This window comes from Carboxylicivirga caseinilyticus, assembly GCF_050589785.1.
GTDB lineage: Bacteria > Bacteroidota > Bacteroidia > Bacteroidales > Marinilabiliaceae > Carboxylicivirga > Carboxylicivirga caseinilyticus.
The window spans coordinates 1-18,677 of the sequence record NZ_JBNGOX010000002.1; the positions used below are offsets into that span (position 1 = coordinate 1).

At 36.9% G+C, this 18,677-nt stretch carries 18 protein-coding genes; 9 read left to right on the top strand and 9 right to left on the bottom strand.

From position 1 onward, the window contains the following. Positions 1 to 245: 245 nt before the first annotated feature. A complete protein-coding gene (locus ACRD62_RS01220; RefSeq protein WP_430818297.1) occupies positions 246 to 566 on the bottom strand; it encodes a hypothetical protein in 321 nt (106 codons plus the stop codon). 433 nt (positions 567 to 999) lie between these two features. Between ACRD62_RS01220 and ACRD62_RS01225 the strand changes: the two genes are divergently transcribed. Together ACRD62_RS01225 and ACRD62_RS01230 are read left to right on the top strand one after the other, a co-directional pair. Next, positions 1,000 to 2,619 (top strand): methyl-accepting chemotaxis protein, encoded by a 1,620-nt coding sequence (locus ACRD62_RS01225; RefSeq protein ID WP_430818298.1) that lies wholly within the window; start codon positions 1,000 to 1,002, stop codon positions 2,617 to 2,619. A 219-nt stretch (positions 2,620 to 2,838) separates the two neighbouring features. Beyond that, on the top strand, positions 2,839 to 3,978 hold the full coding sequence (locus ACRD62_RS01230; RefSeq protein ID WP_430818299.1) for a CapA family protein: 1,140 nt from the start codon (positions 2,839 to 2,841) through the stop codon (positions 3,976 to 3,978). A gap of 24 nt (positions 3,979 to 4,002) precedes the next feature. Here the strand turns inward: ACRD62_RS01230 and ACRD62_RS01235 are convergent, their stop codons facing one another. Next, on the bottom strand, positions 4,003 to 4,461 hold the full coding sequence (locus tag ACRD62_RS01235) for a type I restriction enzyme HsdR N-terminal domain-containing protein (RefSeq protein WP_430818300.1): 459 nt from the start codon (positions 4,459 to 4,461) through the stop codon (positions 4,003 to 4,005). 142 nt (positions 4,462 to 4,603) lie between these two features. Between ACRD62_RS01235 and ACRD62_RS01240 the strand changes: the two genes are divergently transcribed. From ACRD62_RS01240 to ACRD62_RS01260, 5 genes are read left to right on the top strand one after another with little or no spacing between them, the layout of a single operon-like run. After that, positions 4,604 to 5,380 (top strand): AMP nucleosidase, encoded by a 777-nt coding sequence (locus ACRD62_RS01240; RefSeq protein WP_321405515.1) that lies wholly within the window; start codon positions 4,604 to 4,606, stop codon positions 5,378 to 5,380. A 13-nt stretch (positions 5,381 to 5,393) separates the two neighbouring features. Beyond that, positions 5,394 to 6,395 (top strand): DNA polymerase III subunit delta, encoded by a 1,002-nt coding sequence (gene holA / locus ACRD62_RS01245; RefSeq protein ID WP_430818301.1) that lies wholly within the window; start codon positions 5,394 to 5,396, stop codon positions 6,393 to 6,395. Between the two features lie 12 nt (positions 6,396 to 6,407). Beyond that, the gene (locus ACRD62_RS01250) at positions 6,408 to 7,019 is read left to right on the top strand and encodes a rhomboid family intramembrane serine protease (protein ID WP_430818302.1); all 612 of its coding nucleotides are present in this window, start codon (positions 6,408 to 6,410) and stop codon (positions 7,017 to 7,019) included. A gap of 1 nt (position 7,020) precedes the next feature. Next, positions 7,021 to 7,515 (top strand): D-glycero-alpha-D-manno-heptose-1,7-bisphosphate 7-phosphatase, encoded by a 495-nt coding sequence (locus ACRD62_RS01255; protein WP_430818303.1) that lies wholly within the window; start codon positions 7,021 to 7,023, stop codon positions 7,513 to 7,515. Beyond that, entirely contained in the window at positions 7,512 to 8,390 is an 879-nt protein-coding gene (locus ACRD62_RS01260; protein ID WP_430818304.1) for an aminotransferase class IV, read from the top strand. The genes ACRD62_RS01255 and ACRD62_RS01260 overlap by 4 nt, the downstream gene beginning before the upstream one ends. On the opposite strand, the gene ACRD62_RS01265 is transcribed toward ACRD62_RS01260, so the two are convergent. Further along, on the bottom strand, positions 8,359 to 8,898 hold the full coding sequence (locus ACRD62_RS01265; RefSeq protein ID WP_430818305.1) for a YqgE/AlgH family protein: 540 nt from the start codon (positions 8,896 to 8,898) through the stop codon (positions 8,359 to 8,361). The two genes, ACRD62_RS01260 and ACRD62_RS01265, sit on opposite strands and share 32 nt — an antisense overlap. Positions 8,899 to 9,166: 268 nt before the next feature. On the opposite strand from ACRD62_RS01265, the gene ACRD62_RS01270 reads away from it, so the two are divergent. After that, on the top strand, positions 9,167 to 11,086 hold the full coding sequence (locus ACRD62_RS01270; protein WP_430818306.1) for a Na+/H+ antiporter NhaC family protein: 1,920 nt from the start codon (positions 9,167 to 9,169) through the stop codon (positions 11,084 to 11,086). Between the two features lie 64 nt (positions 11,087 to 11,150). Here the strand turns inward: ACRD62_RS01270 and ACRD62_RS01275 are convergent, their stop codons facing one another. Further along, positions 11,151 to 13,574: an alpha-ketoacid dehydrogenase subunit alpha/beta gene (locus tag ACRD62_RS01275; protein WP_430818307.1), complete on the bottom strand. Its 2,424-nt coding sequence runs from the start codon at positions 13,572 to 13,574 to the stop codon at positions 11,151 to 11,153. 165 nt (positions 13,575 to 13,739) lie between these two features. On the opposite strand from ACRD62_RS01275, the gene ACRD62_RS01280 reads away from it, so the two are divergent. Next, positions 13,740 to 13,982 carry a hypothetical protein gene (locus ACRD62_RS01280; RefSeq protein ID WP_430818308.1) on the top strand — a complete coding sequence of 81 codons (243 nt, stop codon included), beginning with the start codon at positions 13,740 to 13,742 and terminating at the stop codon, positions 13,980 to 13,982. Positions 13,983 to 14,283: 301 nt separating this feature from the next. On the opposite strand, the gene ACRD62_RS01285 is transcribed toward ACRD62_RS01280, so the two are convergent. The 5 genes from ACRD62_RS01285 to nqrC all read right to left on the bottom strand — a co-directional run bounded on the left by ACRD62_RS01285 (position 14,284) and on the right by nqrC (position 18,677). After that, entirely contained in the window at positions 14,284 to 15,282 is a 999-nt protein-coding gene (locus tag ACRD62_RS01285; protein WP_430818309.1) for an FAD:protein FMN transferase, read from the bottom strand. A gap of 118 nt (positions 15,283 to 15,400) precedes the next feature. Continuing rightward, on the bottom strand, positions 15,401 to 16,660 hold the full coding sequence (gene nqrF, locus ACRD62_RS01290; protein ID WP_430818310.1) for an NADH:ubiquinone reductase (Na(+)-transporting) subunit F: 1,260 nt from the start codon (positions 16,658 to 16,660) through the stop codon (positions 15,401 to 15,403). A gap of 19 nt (positions 16,661 to 16,679) precedes the next feature. Beyond that, positions 16,680 to 17,294: an NADH:ubiquinone reductase (Na(+)-transporting) subunit E gene (gene nqrE, locus ACRD62_RS01295; RefSeq protein ID WP_430818311.1), complete on the bottom strand. Its 615-nt coding sequence runs from the start codon at positions 17,292 to 17,294 to the stop codon at positions 16,680 to 16,682. A gap of 17 nt (positions 17,295 to 17,311) precedes the next feature. Continuing rightward, positions 17,312 to 17,971: an NADH:ubiquinone reductase (Na(+)-transporting) subunit D gene (locus tag ACRD62_RS01300; protein WP_430818312.1), complete on the bottom strand. Its 660-nt coding sequence runs from the start codon at positions 17,969 to 17,971 to the stop codon at positions 17,312 to 17,314. A gap of 13 nt (positions 17,972 to 17,984) precedes the next feature. After that, positions 17,985 to 18,677 carry an NADH:ubiquinone reductase (Na(+)-transporting) subunit C gene (nqrC, locus tag ACRD62_RS01305; protein ID WP_430818313.1) on the bottom strand — a complete coding sequence of 231 codons (693 nt, stop codon included), beginning with the start codon at positions 18,675 to 18,677 and terminating at the stop codon, positions 17,985 to 17,987.

The window sequence follows — 18,677 nt, forward strand, 5'->3', positions numbered from 1 at the left end:
AAGAGAGGTGCTTACGAAATACGATTACAAAAATGTCAAAGAACTTAAAAATAAACAATTAATAATCAGTGGGTTTTAAGCGCCCACCAATGATAAAAAGACTTTAAAGGCTGTTGAAAAAGTAGACATGAAAATCATGAGATATTTACCAGAATACAGTTACATTCCTAAATAAATAAAAAAAATGCGCCGCACTGTACTATTCTAAGAATATTAGTGCGGCGTTGCATTTTACCTCCAATATTTTACTCTTTCACTTCTTCTTTATCAGGTGTCCAGGCCAATGCAATCCCTAAAATAATCATGGTGGCCAAAAATTCATAATAATATAAGAAATGCCCCTTCAGATTGGCTAATAGATTAACCGAAGCAACTGTAATCAATAAAAGTAAGGTGATCATTATAATCCATTGAATCTTGCTAAATACCTCTCGTTGGGTATAAAACAATATGGGGAATCCAAATAACGAAAATGTTATATAACCAAAACTACCTGTCACCAAAGCTACCAATGATAGGATTGCGATAACAGAAAGGATTGATATTAAGATAATTTTGCGTTCCATAATGTACATGTAATAATCACAATTAATTCAGATTTCATGTTTAAAGACAATTTAAATGTGAAAGTGTTTAAACAACAGTGAATTTTTATTCTGAATGACAAATATCCAATCACAATTTTATACAGTACTATATCCAATTTTAATTAAGAACCGATTTTAGACTACTTTTTCAACCTTTGAGAATACCATAAAAATCGATTTTAATATCATTTAACCTTTCTGTACAGAAATTCAAATTAACTCACAATACACTCATTTGCATACTATTAAAACCATAACAAACTCAAAAAACAGACTGAAACCTGCATTTAAATATTTTTAACTGATAACCAACGGTTTCCAACAAAACAATTTCCACCTTTTTCCATTTATTACATTGACCAAAAGACACTCAAGCGGTCAAGGGGATTAAATAAAGGGAAACACTTGGGAAATGATTAAAATGACATTCAGAACTAAACTTATTCTGGTGGTTTTTGCACCATTAATTGTAGCTACCGGAACTGCAATTTATGTCTCGTCTTCAATGCTTAAAAAGCAAGGACTTGAGACACTCGAAAGAAAAACCAACGCTATTCTTAGCAGAATGGAAGCCGTTAGAAGTTATGTTGCAAGCCAATTTAATTTCGAAGAGGAACAAAACAAAGTAAAACTAACACACCCGGATGGGATTCTATCAAGGGCTGCAAAAGATTCTGTTTTAAAGAAGGTTCCCATCTTTGCTTCAATGGCTGTAGGTAAAGACAATGCCGAGAAAGATAGTTATGAATTCAGAGTTGCCTCCTTAAAAGCGCGAAATAAGGATAATAAAGCTACTACTTTTGAAACCAAATTTATAAATAAATTTGAATCAAATCCTGAACTGGAAAGCCTGACATACACCAATAAGGAAACCAATGAATTATGGGTGATGAGACCCGTTAAACTATCAGAAAAACAGGGGTGTTTACATTGTCATGGTCATCCATCACGCAGTCCATGGGGAAATGGTAATGATATACTGGGATATCCAATGGAAAATTATGCTGACGGAGATATGGTTGGTTTATTTATTCTTAAATCAAGTTTGAATGCCAATAATAACGAAGTACAGGCTCATATAAAATCCGCCATATGGAAGATTACAATCATCATGTTAATCATCCTACTTGTGGTGGTTATTTTTAGCAGTTTGTTTATCAAATCAACCAATGCTAAAATTCAAAATATCATTAGTATCAATAAAAAAATTGCCAGTGGCGATTTAACTCAAAAGCTTGAAATTAAGGGGGAAGACGAATTTTCGGAGATTAACCGCAACCTGAATCAAATGACTGAGTCTTTGACTCAAGTAGTACAATCGGTTATTGACACTTCTAAAAAGTTAAAAGCCGAAAGCTCAGGTACTACCAAGTTATCGCGTCAATTAGCAGATTCATCCAACAATCAAGCTGCAGCTGTAGAGGAAATTTCGGTATCAGTTGAAGAAATCACAGCCTCTATTGAAAGTAATTCCGATCATGCCCGAACAACCGAAAAGGTAGCGATGAACTCTTCTCTTGAAATGGAGGAAAGCAACCATAGTTCTCATCAGGCAATCAAATCGATGATGGCAATCAAGGAGGAGCTGAAAGCTATTAATGATATTGCAATGCAAACCAACATACTAGCCTTAAATGCCAATGTTGAGGCTGCAAGAGCAGGTGCAGCCGGTAGTGGTTTTGCTATTGTAGCCAGTGAAGTTCGAAAGCTGGCAGAGAAGAGTAAGCTGAGTGCCGAAAGTATCGAAGCTTTATTCAGCAGTGGTTTAGACACTGTTGAAGAGACAGGGAATAAAATTTCAGTTTTGGTACCTGAGATTAAAAAGACATCCAGCTTAGTTGCTGAAATAGTCGCTTCCAGTCTGGAACAAAAAACGGCCGCTTCTGAGGTTAATAATGCTATTCAGGGATTGAACAATAGTACACAAACCAATGCCTTTATTGCCGAAAACATGTCAGCAAAGGCAGATGAACTGCAGAAATACGCTGACATACTTGAACAACGTGTTTCATTTTTTAAACTAAACAAATAAAAATATTAAATCTGAATCCTATATTTTCGATTTTTCGAATCAGAACATTTTCTCGGAACTCCACTTATTCTGAAATATTTTCTCCCCTCTGATTTGAGATTTCAATTAGGATTCAGATTTTTTAAAAGTCTGATGAGTCTTATCTGCCAACTTTTCCTATTTGATGAGTTTTTTATTAAAATCAGAACACTTTAATTAATTTTACTGCAAAACATTTATATGCGAAGTATTCTGATTCTGTTTTTTCTGGTATCGATAACGTTGAATGCACAACAAAAAATTCAACTTTTATTTTTGGGTGATGTAATGGGGCATGATTCTCAAATAAACTCTGCCCGAATTAACGAAACAGGCGAATATGATTATTACAGTTGCTTTCAATACATTAAGGATGACATAAAAGCAGCAGATATTGCCATTGCCAATCTGGAAGTAACATTGGCAGGCCCACCACACAAAGGATACCCTCAGTTTTCATCCCCCGACACACTTGCCGATGCTTTAGTTGATGCAGGAGTTGACGCTTTGGTGATGGCAAATAATCACTGCATTGATCGCAGAAGACAAGGATTAGAGCGAAGCATTCAAATTCTAGATACAAAAGAAATTCCTCGTACTGGAGTATTTAAAGATAGCATCGACAGGATAGTGCATAATCCTCTTATAATAGAAAAAAAAGGATTCAGACTTGCCATCTTAAATTACACTTACGGAACAAATGGTATTAAGGTAACTCCACCCAATATTGTAAATTACATCGATACAGCATTAATGTCGAAAGATATTGCCCTGGCAAAAACGATGGAGGTTGATAAGGCAATTGTGTTTCTTCACTGGGGTTGGGAATATAACCTGTCTCCTAATTCAGAACAAAAACAGCTTACTCAGTTTCTATGGCAAAAAGGAATTGATATAATCATTGGATCTCATCCACATGTTGTTCAGCCAATGAAATGGGTAAAAAACGAAAATCAAAACCAACTGGTTGTTTACAGCTTGGGTAATTTCATTTCTAACCAGCGAACAGCACCCAGAGATGGTGGAGTAATGGCAATGGTTGAGCTGACCAAAGAAGGCGACTCTACTTATATCTCCAATGCTGATTATCAATTAACATGGGTGCACACCCCAATTGAAAATGGTAAAAAGAAGTTTTATGTTCTTCCGGCAGATCGGTACAAAAATGCCTATTGGCCTGATACAACTGCTCGAGAAAGAATGAATGAGTACATTAAAGAAGCGGGACAGGTTTTTAAAAACAATATCAACATTCCAAAGCGGAATTTTCAAATTCCGTTGTTAGCCATAAAAAGGAAAGAAATTGATACCGTTCAAATCAAGGCCCCAAAAAAAATATAAAAGTAATCCGCTTTCCTCTTTACATCAGGAACCTATTACTAGCTCGGCTGTAGGTATTTCCTGAAGCATCTGGTAGGCACCTTTATCATCAGTTAACTGAGCACAGAAATGCTGCAACCCATTTGTAACCATCATATAGTCAACCTGAAGTTTCATATTATACCTGGCAGCCTGATCAAAAACCGATTTTGTTATAGCAACCGCCGGAGCCTTGCATTCCACAATCATACTTGGCATACCTTTTCTGTTATACACCACTATATCAGCCCGCTGATTCAATCCATTTACTTTAACAGGCATTTCAACAGCAATCAATCCCGGTGAGTATTTTTGATGATGAATTAAAAAAGAAATCAGATTTTGCCTTACCCATTCTTCGGGAGTTAGTGCTACAAATTTCTTTCGAATCACATCAAATATTTGTTCCTTACCTTGATGATTTCGAAATCTGAACTCATAAGTCGGGAGATTAAGCTTTTGCATTCCTCGAATTTTTCAACAAAGTAAATCAAATTAGGCAGAAAAAGTTACCTTAGCGGATTAATTAAAAACCGGCTTCGAAGTCCGGCTAAAGTTCGAAAAACTGCCAAACGAAGCCTAATACACATCCTTAACTAAATTGCCCATGAAGACAAAAAAAGAAATTGTTGACAACTGGCTACCCCGATATACAGGTAGAAAACTGGAGGAGTTTACCCCCTATATTTTGCTGACCAACTTCAATCATTATGTTGAGTTGTTCTCGCAATGGTATGATGCTCCCATACTTGGTAAAAATGGAAACATGCCTAACTGTTCAGCCAATGGAGTTACCATTATCAATTTTGGTATGGGAAGTCCAAACGCTGCAACCGTAATGGATTTATTGAGTGCCATTATGCCTAAAGCAGTGCTATTCCTTGGTAAATGTGGGGGATTAAAAAGAAAAAATAAACTGGGTGACCTGGTACTTCCTATTGCAGCAATTCGCAGCGATGGTACGTCTGACGATTATTTACCACCAGAAGTTCCAGCATTACCGGCTTTTAGTCTGCAACGTGCTGTTTCCAGTACCATTCGCGACAGGGAAATGGACTATTGGACAGGCACTGTTTTTACAACCAACAAACGGGTATGGGAATACGACGATCGGTTTAAAAAATATTTAACCAAGACTCGCGCAATGGCTATTGATATGGAAACTGCAACCATATTCACGGTTGGTTTTGCCAATGGTATCCCAACAGGTGCGTTGTTGTTGGTTTCAGATCAGCCTATGATTTCAGCAGGTGTAAAAACCGAAACTAGTGACAAAAAAGTTACTGCTAATTATGTTGAAAACCATTTGAAAATTGGAATCAAAGCAATGGACACCATTCAAAACAATGGAAAGTCGGTAAAACATTTGAAGTTTGACAATTAATAAAGGTTGAGCAATGACTTTTGAGCAGATCTTAAAAGATTTAAAGCAAAAACAATACAAGCCAATTTATTTCCTGATGGGTAATGAAGGTTATTTTATTGACCAAATAACCAATTATATTGCCAACAATGTATTAACGGAAGAAGAGAAAGGATTTAACCAAACTATTCTGTATGGGAAAGATGTTGAGGCAGAAGATATAATTATGGCTGCCCGACGTTTCCCAATGATGTCGCAGCATCAGGTGATAATAGTTAAGGAAGCTCAAAACATTGCAAAAATAGAGGATCTGGTCATTTATGCCGATAATCCTCTAAACTCAACTATTTTAGTAATTAACTATCGTTATAAGACTCTTGATAAGCGTAAAAAACTTTACAAGAGTATTCAAAAAAACGGGGTATTATTTGAGTCAAGTGCTTTACGTGAATATGAGATACCCAAATGGGTAAGCTCGTATTTGCAAAACAAAGGCAAAACCATTGATGCGAAAGCCTCAGCCTTGCTGGCCGAATTTCTGGGAACAGACCTATCCAAAATAACGCATGAACTGGATAAACTTGAACTGGCAATAGGCAGTTCTGTTAAACAGATTGACTCCTCTCATATTGAGAAGAATATTGGAGTTAGTAAGGATTATAACAATTTTGAATTGCAGAAAGCAGTACTTTATCGCGATATTGCCAAAGCCAACAAAATAGTACTTGCCTTTGGGAAAAACCCGAAAGCATATCCAATTCAGGTTACTATAGTAACTCTATTCGGAGCCTTTTTAAAATTATTATCGTTTTACTATTTGCCCGATAAATCAAAGAACAGTGTTGCTGCGGCTCTTAAAATCAATCCATTTTTTGTACAGGATTATATGGCAGGAGCCAAAAACTATCCGGCTCGTAAAGTGATTCAGATCATCAGCTTATTAAGAGAGTATGATATGAAATCGAAGGGATTCGACAGTGCTACAACCGATCCTGGTGAACTTTTAAAAGAGTTGATTTTTAAAATAATGCATTAAAAGATATTTTGAATGACAGTTGCCATTATCATCATAATTGCCATAAGTGCTATTAGTATTGCAGGATTCAGCCAAAATGAACTGATTTACAAATACCAGTTTAATGCATGGCAAATCAAACATCGCAAGGAATACATCCGATTAATCAGTCATGGTTTTTTTCATGCTGACTGGATGCATCTGCTTATAAACATGTTTGTTCTCTACTCTTTTAGTGATGCAGTAATTTATTATTTTGCCCAATCATTACCCGGAAATCCGAACCTTTTATTCATCGTATTCTTTTTTTCTGCTATTGCAGTTTCAAGTTTATATTCTTTCGTTAAAGAAAAAGACAATTATAACTATAATGCCATAGGTGCTTCAGGAGCTGTTTCAGCAGTTGTTTTTGCATCAATACTTTATGATCCATATGCTACCATTTATCTGTACTTCATTCCTGTTCCTGGAGTTGTTTTAGGCATTGGTTATTTGGTGTATTCACGAATCATGTCGAAAAAAAATATAGACAATATAGGACACGATGCCCACTTCTGGGGTGCTGTATACGGTATGGTTTTTCCAATTATTTTTGAGCCACGTCTACTGATCGATTTCTTCCAGCAAATCTTCTTTTTGTATTAAAATGAAAAAAGCAGTTTTTATTGACAGAGATGGAGTAATCAACAACGACGAAGGTCACTACTACATTTATAAACCTGAAGATTTCAAGATAAACGAAGGAATAATTGAAGGCCTTACTCTTTTACAGGAACATGGCTTTCATATAATTGTGGTAACTAATCAAGGTGGAGTTGCCAAAGGCGAATATACCGAAGAGGATGTTAAAAGAGTTCACGATCATTTTCTTGATTTAATGACCATAGCAGGTATAAACATAACTGCCATATACTACTGCCCACATCACAATAAAATTTCAGATTGCGATTGCAGAAAACCTAAGCCCGGAATGATTTTAAAAGCGTTAAAAGAACATCAAATTGACGTCGAATATTCATTTCTGATCGGTGATTCGCCAAGAGATATAGAAGCCGGAGAAAGAGCAGGCTTAAAGCAATGTTTCAAAATAAAAGCGAATCATTCTATAATACCGGCATGCAAAAACATTATTGAGCAATGAACACAACCCAATTCATTTGCCTGAACGGTCAAAAACTTAAAGCAGATCAGCCCTTACTGATGGCTGATAACAGAGCTTTTCGCTATGGTGATGCATTATTTGAAACCATCAGATGTATTCATAAAACTCCGATGTTTTTTGAGGATCATTACCAACGCCTGTTAAACGGAATGGTTCTGCTAAAGATGCAATCTCATTCGCTCGCTCCCTTATCCTTTTTAAATGAGCAGGTCATATCGTTAATTAATAAAAACAGGTTATTTGGTGATGTAAGAGTACGGTTAACCGTTTTTCGTGAGGATGGTGGATTATATACTCCAACTGAAAACAAGGTTCAATACCTCATTGAAACATCTCCGTTAGAAAGCCATTTTTATAATTTAAACAGCAAAGGCTTGTTATTAGGTAACTACTCTGATGACAGGAAAAGCCTCAATCGTTTTTCTCGTTTTAAATCGGCCAATTCTCTCTTATTCGTGATGGCAGGTTTATACAAAAAAGAAAATAAACTGGATGAAGTATTAATTTCTAATGACCAGAACTACATAATTGAGACACTTGCTTCTAACCTGTTCTGGATAAAAGATGGTAATGTTTACACGCCACGCAGAACTTCCGGTTGTGTTGACGGAGTGATGAGAAAACAAGTACTTTCAGTTTTACACGAGCAAAAGATACCCATACAAGAAACAGAAGGAACAAGTATCAATGAATTACTTCAGGCCGATGAGATATTCATCACCAATGCAATTCAAGGAATGCAATGGGTTGTTGGCCTCGAAAATAAACGTTATTTCTGTAATAAAGTCAAAGAGATACATCGTCTGTTAGTTGAACGTGCATCTAGTTATTTGAAGGATTTTCAGGAAAATTAGTCCACATTTTGAATACCTCTCCAAGATTCTCCATGGTCTTTTTCCAGAAATTATCAATATCTCCATCCATTATTGTCCGGTCATCGAGTGTTGAAACAATCCAGGAATTTTCTTCAATTTCTGCTTCCAACTGCCCGGGTGACCAACCTGAATATCCGGCAAAAAATTTCACTGAACGATGATCTGCTACACCTGAATTGATCATCTCCTTAATCACCTCAAAATCTCCACCCCAATATAAATTATCTGTTACCCTTACAGAACCGGGAACTTTTTCACCCAACGTATGAATATAATGCAATGTATTAGACGAAACCGGACCTCCAATAAACATTTCCCCTTTGAAGTTAAACAAATCCTCAATCACCTCATCCGGATATAGATCAGATGACTTATTTAAAACAAAACCAACCGCCCCTTCATCGCCATGTTCGGTTAAAAAAACTATAGATCGATTAAAATAGGGCCCCTGAAGAAAAGGTTCTGCAATTAAAATTCTCCCCTTCATTGGCTTTATCTTCGGCAGACGAGTATCAAAAATATTAAATTCTAAATCTCTCATTTAGTAACCTTCCTTATTTATTCCACATCCGATTATTATCATCCCCAACTTGAATATCAAACACTTACCCTCAGTTCGACAGGTTATTAATTGTTTAATTTAATACATATTCGCATTTCATTCAACACTTTAATAAAAAAAATGATCGATAATTTGTTTAATACTTCTGATATTTGGCTTTTATTACACAAAAGTTAAAACGTTTAGATAGAATATGGCTCTAACAATATCGTCTTCCTTTAAGCGAGTTTTGCTACTTACATTAACGATCTTCTCTCTTTCTGCAACTTTAAATGCCAAAGACATTGTTCTTAAATTACCACCTGCAGTAATGAAAGGTGTGAATGCCAATATTAGTATTGAAGGTATAGATCAAATAACAAATACACCACCTAAGTTATTGATTAATGGAGTGAGGGTTAGTCTCGAGAAAGACAAAGATGGATATCACACCCAACATTCTTTTACCAAACCTTCTGAAATACAAGTCATCAGTACAGGTAAGGTAATCACTAAAAATGTTAACCCAATCCCACTTTGGCTTTCAATACTTCCTCCGCTTATTGCCATTATTATGGCACTGATCACCAAAGAAGTTTTTTCATCTCTGTTTGTTGGATTATTATTTGGAACAGCAACCATTTATAAATACGCTGGTGTTAACTTTTTTATTGCAATTGGTAAAGGAACACTGGCTATTGTTGATACCTATTTGATGGAATCTCTGGTAGACGCTGATCATATTTCCATTATTATTTTTAGCATGCTGATTGGTGGAATGGTTACCATCATATCTATGAATGGTGGTATGAAAGGAATTGTAAATGTTCTTTCTAAATATGCTCGCAATCGTCGTTCAGGCCAATTTATAACCTATCTGATGGGTTTGGTTATATTCTTTGATGATTATGCCAACACATTGGTGGTTGGGAATACCATGCGTCCGGTTACCGATAAACTTAAAATATCACGCGAAAAACTGGCTTATCTGGTTGATTCAACCTCAGCTCCGATAGCGGCCATTGCATTTATCACCACCTGGATAGGTGCCGAATTAAGCTATATTCAGGAAGGAATAATAAATCTCGGATTAAATACCACTCCTTATTCTGTTTTTATTAATTCGCTTCAATACTCCTTTTACCCTGTATTAACACTGGTATTTGCAGGATTAATCATCTGGCAGCAGCGGGACTTTGGCCCCATGCTAACAGCCGAAAAACAGGTAACACAAAATGACCTGCAAGTGGATAAAAAAGAAGGGAAACGCAGTCCTCAAATAATGAAAGAACTGGAGGTTGCCGAAAATATTACACCCCGATGGTTTAATGCTGTAATACCCATCTTAGTAGTAGTTATTGGAACATTAATAGGACTGATTTACACCGGATGGGATGCAACAACATGGATGAGTAAAAATTTATCATTTACTGCCAAATTATCGCATACGATTGGAGATGCAGATGTATTCAGTGCTTTGGTTTGGTCATCCTTAACAGGAGTATTTACTGCAATTATTCTTTCATCAGTTCAACGTTTGTTATCAATGAAAGAAAGTATTGAAGCAGTAATTAATGGATTTAAAACCATGTTTCATGCCTTACTCATTCTATCGTTGGCATGGTCGTTGGCATTATTAACAAGTCATTTACACACAGCTGATTTTATTACCCAGATATTAACCAGCATTAATATAAGCCCTCTGTTTATTCCTGCTTTAACCTTTGTATTTTCAGCCTTTATTGCATTTAGCACTGGTTCGAGTTGGGGTACAATGGCAATTATCTACCCTCTGATGTTGCCTGCTGTATGGAAGTTAGGAGTTGATGCAGGAATGCCACATGATGAAGTTATGCCACTGTTTTACAATGTTGTTTCAGCTGTATTGGCCGGTTCTGTTCTGGGCGATCACTGTTCACCTATCTCAGATACCACCATCTTAAGTTCACTGGCTTGTTCATGTAATCATATCCATCATGTTCGCACGCAGATGCCATATGCTTTAACTGTTGCAGGCATTGCCGTTATTTTTGGTACACTTCCTGTTGCTTTTGGTTTACCTGTATGGATTTCTTACATCATATCCATCGCTACGATTTTTGCCATCGTTAAGTTAATCGGTAAAAAAGTATAGAAACACAAATAAAAAGGTCGCAACTCATTTAAAGTGCGACCTTCAATATTTTATATTTTTCAATCTAGTATATCGAGGGGAAACGCTGAGGATCAGCTTCCGCCATCATATCGTAGATTGCTTCGTAAACATCTTCTGCACTTGGATTACTAAAGTAATCCCCATCAGTACCATAAGCAGGCCTGTGATCTTTTGCAGTTACAGAACGGGGAGCAGCATCTAAATGATAAAAAGCTTTTTGTCCTTCAACTACTTTATTCATCATGTAAGCTGTAGCTCCACCCGGCACATCCTCATCAAAGAATACAACACGACTGGTTTTCTTAACCGAATCACCAATAACTCCATTTATATCGAAAGGAAGCAAAGTCTGAACATCAATCAATTCAACCGAAACACCAATTTCATTCAGTTGAAGAATCGCTTCCTGCGCAATTCGCACACACGAGCCATAGGTAACCAACGTAACATCTGTTCCTTCTATTAATATTTCGGGAACACCCAATGGAATTTTAAATTCTCCGATATTATTAGGACGAGGTTCGCGCAGTCGATAACCATTTAACGGCTCAATTACCAGAGCAGGATCATCTCCCTGCAACAAAGTATTGTAGAAACCGGCGGCCCGAGTCATATCACGAGGAACACATACATAGATGCCCCTGATCGAATTAATCACCATACTTAGTGGAGAACCGCTGTGCCAGATTCCTTCCAGACGATGTCCACGAGTACGCACAATTACAGGTGCTTTTTGTCCGTTTTTTGTTCGATATCGTGTTGTTGCCAAATCATCACTCATGGTTTGCAAGGCATACAAAAGATAATCGAAATACTGAATTTCTGCGATTGGACGAAGACCACGTAATGCCATCCCTATTCCTTTACCTAGTATGGTTGTTTCGCGAATACCTGTATCCCTCACCCGCAAATCTCCATATTTGGCTTGCATTCCTTCCAGCGTTTGATTTACTCCACCTAAAAAACCAGTATCTTCACCAAAGGTGATTACTTCAGGATAATTGGCAAATATATAATCAAAATTATCCCTTAATATTTCACGCCCAGGCACCTTTGCTACTTCTTCATCATACGAAGGGGCAACAGAAGGTACACTAAGTGCAGAATGTTCATCTTCGGAATACAACCAGGCACTATAGTTTTCCCAACCTTGTTCATTGTAATTATTCACCCAGGCTTTTAGATCATTCTTCATGCTATTAGGCTTATCGCATGAAGAACAGAAATATCGCAACACCTTGCGGGCGGCACTTAAAATATCTTTTCGGGTTAATGCAATTAATGATTGAAGTTCATTGGATATTGCATCAATTTCGGATTGTTTAAAATTACTGCATACACATTCCTTACGGGTAATGATATCAATCAGTTGTTGTCTTTCAGCTTTTAAAGAGTCCTGAAATTCTTTGTAGGCATCTTTTTGTGCAGCTCTAACTTCATTATATGCGTCTTCTTCAATCTGATCCAAATCTTCACCAGATGCCAGATTGCTCTCTATCATCCATTTTCGCATCTGTTTAATTCCATCGTACTCTTTCTCCCATTCGAGACGGTCAGCACTCTTATATCTTTCATGCGATCCGCTGGTTGAGTGACCAACTGGTTGAGTTAACTCCTCCACATGAAATAATACGGGAACATGATCAGCACGACATTTTCTGACACCTTCTTCATACATCTGACAAAGGCCTGCATAATCCCATCCTTTTGCTGTATAGATGAGCATCCCTGTACTATCTTTAGGGCCCTTTTCAAACCCCTTCATCGCTTTACTGATGCTTTCTTTAGTAGTTTGAAATTTCTTGGGTACCGAAATACCATATCCATCATCCCAAACCGAAACTGCCATGGGTATCTGCAGAACTGCAGCCGCATTTAAGGTTTCAAAAAAATGTCCTTCAGAGGTACTTGCATCTCCAATGGTGCCAAAAGCGACTTCATTACCATTAATACTGAAACCCGTATGATTTTTCAACTCAGGATTATTACGATAGAGTTTAGAAGCCATTGCCAAACCAACCAAGCGCGGCATTTGACCTGCAGTTGGAGATATATCAGATGCAGTACACTTCAGTTTGGTTAAATCCTTCCAATTTCCCTTGTCATCAATAATTCGGGTTCCGAAATGATTATTAAACGAACGTCCTCCATTATCAGGATTTAACTCAGTTCGGGTTTCACCATAAAGAAGTGCAAAAAACTGCTTGGGAGTTGTCATACCCGCAGCCAATATAAAAGTCTGATCGCGGTAATAGCCAGACCTCCAATCACCTTCTTTAAATTGTTTAGCCATTGCAATCTGAGGAATCTCTTTTCCATCACCGAAAATTCCGAACTTGGCTTTGCCACCCAATACTTCTTTACGGGCCAATAAGCTCATATTACGGCTTACACAGGCTATTTTATAATCTTTTAATACTTCGTTTTTAAAATCTTCAAAGCTTAATTCAGCTGCTTTTTCAGACATACTTTTAAATTTCAAATTGTTACTGCGTTGTACACTATGAACTACCGTGTTTTCTATTCAGTCAATTATTTTCAGCACTATTCAAACATACGAGATCGTAAGTTTGTTTTAACATTGATATAAATTGTTTTTTCGTATTTTTGCAAAATACAAACTTATAGAGATATGTGGCAGGTTTTATTATTATCGATTGCTTTAATAGGTATTGTTTTTATTCTTTTTGCAACTAAAATTCTTTTACAAAAGAATGGAAAATTTCCGAACATGCATATTGGAGGCAACAAAGCTTTGAATGAAAAAGGTATTTACTGTGCTACTACCCAGGATAAGTTAGCACGTAAAGAAGCCTTTAATATTAAGCCATTGCAGTTTGATGGCGAGTACGAAAGCAACACTACCAGCTGTTAATTAAATTTTCAAAATCCATTTTTCTTACTAATTAAAAATCAATAAATAAGAAAGCATTTTACTTATTTAAGATATTGACATCTTATATTATTTATTGTATGTTTGAATAAATTGTGAAGGTTAATCTTAAGAAAACCTTTCATAAGGACTAATAAAATTAATTACAAAATAGTGTCAAACTAAAGAGCTTGAAACTGCCGGGTCAACAAAAAGGCGGGTGTCGGCCAGGCAGCTCAAGGTTGCGTTTTGCAACATTTTTTTGGGTTATCACAAAAGGGGGCTACTGCTCCCTTTTATTTCCCTACTCAACACTTTCAATAACTTTTTTAAATCCTTCAGTTAAAGTTATCTCATATTCATTTCCATCAGTTCCAGCTGAAATAAAATAAGCTTCCAGATCAGGATTATTTTCTACTATCTTCATTCCTTTTTCAACACCTAAAACCATAAAAGCTGTAGCATATGCATCAGCAGTCATACAATCGGGAGCCAGAACTGAAACTCCTAACAATTGATGAACGACAGGATAACCTGTATAAGGACTTATTGTATGTGCATATTTTTTACCGTCTTTAAGATAGAAATTTCGATAGTTACCTGATGTTGCAAGGGCAACATTAGAAATAGAAATAATCTCCTGTAATTGACGCTCTAACACTTCAGGATCATCAATGGGTTTATCTATTCCAACCTTCCAGTTCAATCCTTTAGGGTTAGATCCTTTTACGCGCATCTCGCCACCTATTTCCACCATATAATTATTAACCCCTTTCGACTCTAAATAATCAGCCACAACATCAACAGCATATCCTTTAGCAATAGCACTGGCATCCAACATTATTCCCGGACGTTGTTTCACTATGATGCCTTCTTTCAATTCGACCATATCCATTCCTACATCTTCCATTAATGAATCGATTAATGCAGTTGTCACACTATCCTTGTTCGAGAATCCAAAGCCCCAGGCATTGACTAAAGGGGCTACGGTCATATCAAAAGCTCCTTCGGTAGCGGCTGTAATTTCTTTGGCTTTATTGAAAACAGTTCTGAAATACTCATCCGTTTCCATTGACTGGTTGCGGTTAATCTTGCTAATAACTGAGTTTTCCTGATATGTTGACAGTGACATATTAAAATCGTTCATCACTTTTTTAACCTCTTCATCCAGATCTTTATCGGCTTCGTAAGTAAAATGATAGATGGTCCCAAACACCAATCCTTCATTTTTAAAGAAAGTTGTATTTTTCCCACATGAGACCAGTAAAAGTCCCAATACCAACATTGCAGTATAACGCTTCATATATCGTTTTTTAATGGAGCAAAGTTAGTTTTTCCTGCGCTTGTGAACAATTGATTAAAATCCTTTTTTTAAAACAAAAAAGCCCCTAAAAGGGGCTTTTATATATCTCAATTTATAACTACGATCCAAAGTCATCGAATGCAACCATTTCGTCAGGCACACCCAAATCATAAAGCATTTTTGTTACCGCATCGTTCATCATAGGAGGTCCACACAAGTAGTATTCAACATCTTCTGGTTCATCGTGCTTAATCAAATATTCATCATGGATTACCTGATGGATAAATCCAACGGGTCCTGTCCAGTTATCATCAGGATGAGGCTCTGATAAAGCAATGGTAAACTTAAAGTTAGGGAATTTCTCCTCAATGGCACGGAAATGATCTTCGTAGAAAATTTCTTTCTTAGAACGGGCACCATACCAGAAAGTAACTTTACGACCTGTTTTTACTGTATGGAATAAATGGAAGATATGAGAACGCATTGGAGCCATACCTGCACCACCACCAATAAACATCATTTCGTTATCTGTCTCTTTAATGAAGAACTCACCATAAGGACCTGAAACAGTAACTTTATCTCCTGGTTTACGAGAGAAAATAAATGAAGAACAAATACCTGGATTTACTTTCATGAATCCACCAGCTACACGATCAAATGGAGGTGTAGCAATACGGATGTTCAACATCACGATATTACCCTCAGCAGGGTGGTTAGCCATTGAGTAAGCACGGAAAGTTTCCTCAGGATTCTTCATCTTAAGATCAAACATTCCGAATTTCTCCCACTCTTCGCGGTACTCATCACCTACAATAATATCTTTGAAATCAACATCAATCTTAGGTACATCAATCTGGATATAACCTCCTGATTTAAAATCAAGAATTTCTCCTTCTGGAAGCTTAACCACAAATTCTTTGATGAAGGTTGCCTGGTTGTCGTTAGAAACAACTGTACACTCCCATTTTTTAATACCTAAAATTTCGTGAGGGATTTCCATTTTCAAATCTTCCTTCACTTTCACCTGACAAGCTAAACGCCAGTCATTAGCCTGCTCCTTACGGGTAAAATAACCTGTTTCGGTAGGAAGAATTGAACCGGCTCCTTCGTGCACCTGGCAACGACACATAGCACAAGTTCCACCTCCACCACAAGCTGACGGTAAGAAGATTTTATTGCTACCCAAGGCAGACAACAAAGTTTGCCCCGGATCTACCACTAACTCTCTTTCGCCATCGTTAATGTTAATTGTAACCTCTCCTGATGGCATCAGTTTTTTCTTTGCATAAAGCAAAATCGAAACCAATGCCAGAACTACAATAAGAAACACTACAACGCTGACACTAATTATCATTGTTTGACTTGCTAATAATATCATTTTCAAAATCGTTTTCTTATTATAACTGAATTCCCATAAAACTCATGAAGGCAATACCCATCAATCCGGTTACAATAAATGTAATACCCAAACCTTTTAATGGAGCTGGCACATCTGAATATTTGATTTTTTCGCGGATAGCTGCGATACCTACAATGGCAAGTAACCAACCAATACCCGAACCTAATCCAAACACAGTTGCTTCGCCAAGCGTTTCATAACCTCTTTCCTGCATAAAAAGTGATCCTCCAAGAATAGCACAGTTTACTGCAATCAAAGGCAAGAAAATACCTAATTGTGAATACAAAGCAGGAGCAAATTTCTCAACTATCATCTCTACCAACTGCACCATAGATGCAATAACTGCGATAAACATGATGAAGCTAAGGAAACTCAGATCAACACTTGCAAAGTTTGGTCCTAACCAGGCCAAAGCACCTTCGCTTAATACATATTTGTTTAGCAAATAGTCAACCGGAACAGTTATAGACAAAACGAAAACAACTGCTATACCAAGTCCAAATGATGTTTTAACTGTTTTTGATACCGCCAGGTATGAACACATACCTAAGAAGTAAGCAAAAACCATGTTGTCAATAAAGATGGACTTAATGAATATATTAAATAATTCCATTTCTCTTTGTTTAAGGTTTATGATTCAAGAAGCTCTTTATTGCGTGAACGCTGTACCCAAATAATGATACCTACCACTACCAATGCCATTGGAGGCAGAATCATAAATCCATTGTTTACATATCCTAAATCATACATAAACTGAGGAATTATCTGAAGGGTTCCCAAACCAGGTAATGTTAAAGTACCAGATCCGAATAATTCACGGAAAAATGCAACAATAATTAAAATCATTCCATAACCGGCTCCGTTTCCGATACCATCTAAAACAGAAGGCCATGGTTTATTACCTAATGCAAAGGCTTCCAAACGTCCCATGATAATACAGTTGGTAATAATCAAACCAACAAATACACTCAACTGCTTACTAACTTCATAGGCAAAAGCCTGTAATACCTGATCAACGATAATTACCAGAGCTGCCACAATAACCAACTGCACAATAATACGAATACGTGCAGGTATAGTGTTACGCAACAAGGATATTACCAAGTTGGCAAATACTGTTACAAAAGTCACAGAGATGGCCATTACAATAGCCGGCTCTAACTTAGCTGTTACCGCTAAGGCTGAACAAATACCTAATACCTGAATGGTAATAGGGTTTTGCGTACCAAGAGGGGTGGTAATCAGCTTTAAATTTTTTGCTGAGAACAAAGGTTCTTTTTCGCTACTCATTGTTAAAACTTTTTTAGTTCTTTAAAAATGATTCATACCCACTCAAACAATCCTGCAACATGGCTTGTACTCCTCTACTGGTGATAGTACCTCCTGAGATACCATCCACAGCATGAATATTGCCTTCTGATTGTCCAGCTTTCGTAACTTCAATTGAAACCAGCTTATCGCCTTCAAAAATTGTTTTTCCAACAAATGGTTTCTGGAAAGCTTCTTTCTCAATTTCAGCACCTAATCCAGGTGTTTCACCTTTATGTCCGAATGTTGCACCGTACACAGTGTTTTTGTCTTCGTTTAATGAAACATAACCCCAGATTGGTCCCCAAAGACCTTTACCTCGAACGGGTAGTATATATTTAGTGCTGCCATCTTCCAATTTACATTCATAAACCGGATAACCACGCTCGGCATCACTTTTCTTAAGTTCTTTTGCTAAATCAACATTAAAGGCAACTGCATCCAGTCGTTCTCCTTTTTTGTTAATCACATATGCATTGTCTCCAATGAATTTCTCATACTTAGCCTCTGCATCTTTTGCAGTACTTTCAATATTTACCGACTTCAGGATATCGATCTTCTTAGCTACTTCAGCATTTTTAGTCTGAATTGGCTTTAACGATTGTGACAAAAAGGCCAAAATGGCTGCCACTACAATAACCATCACGGATGCATAAAGAAAGGTATATGTATTTCCTTGTCTATCCAT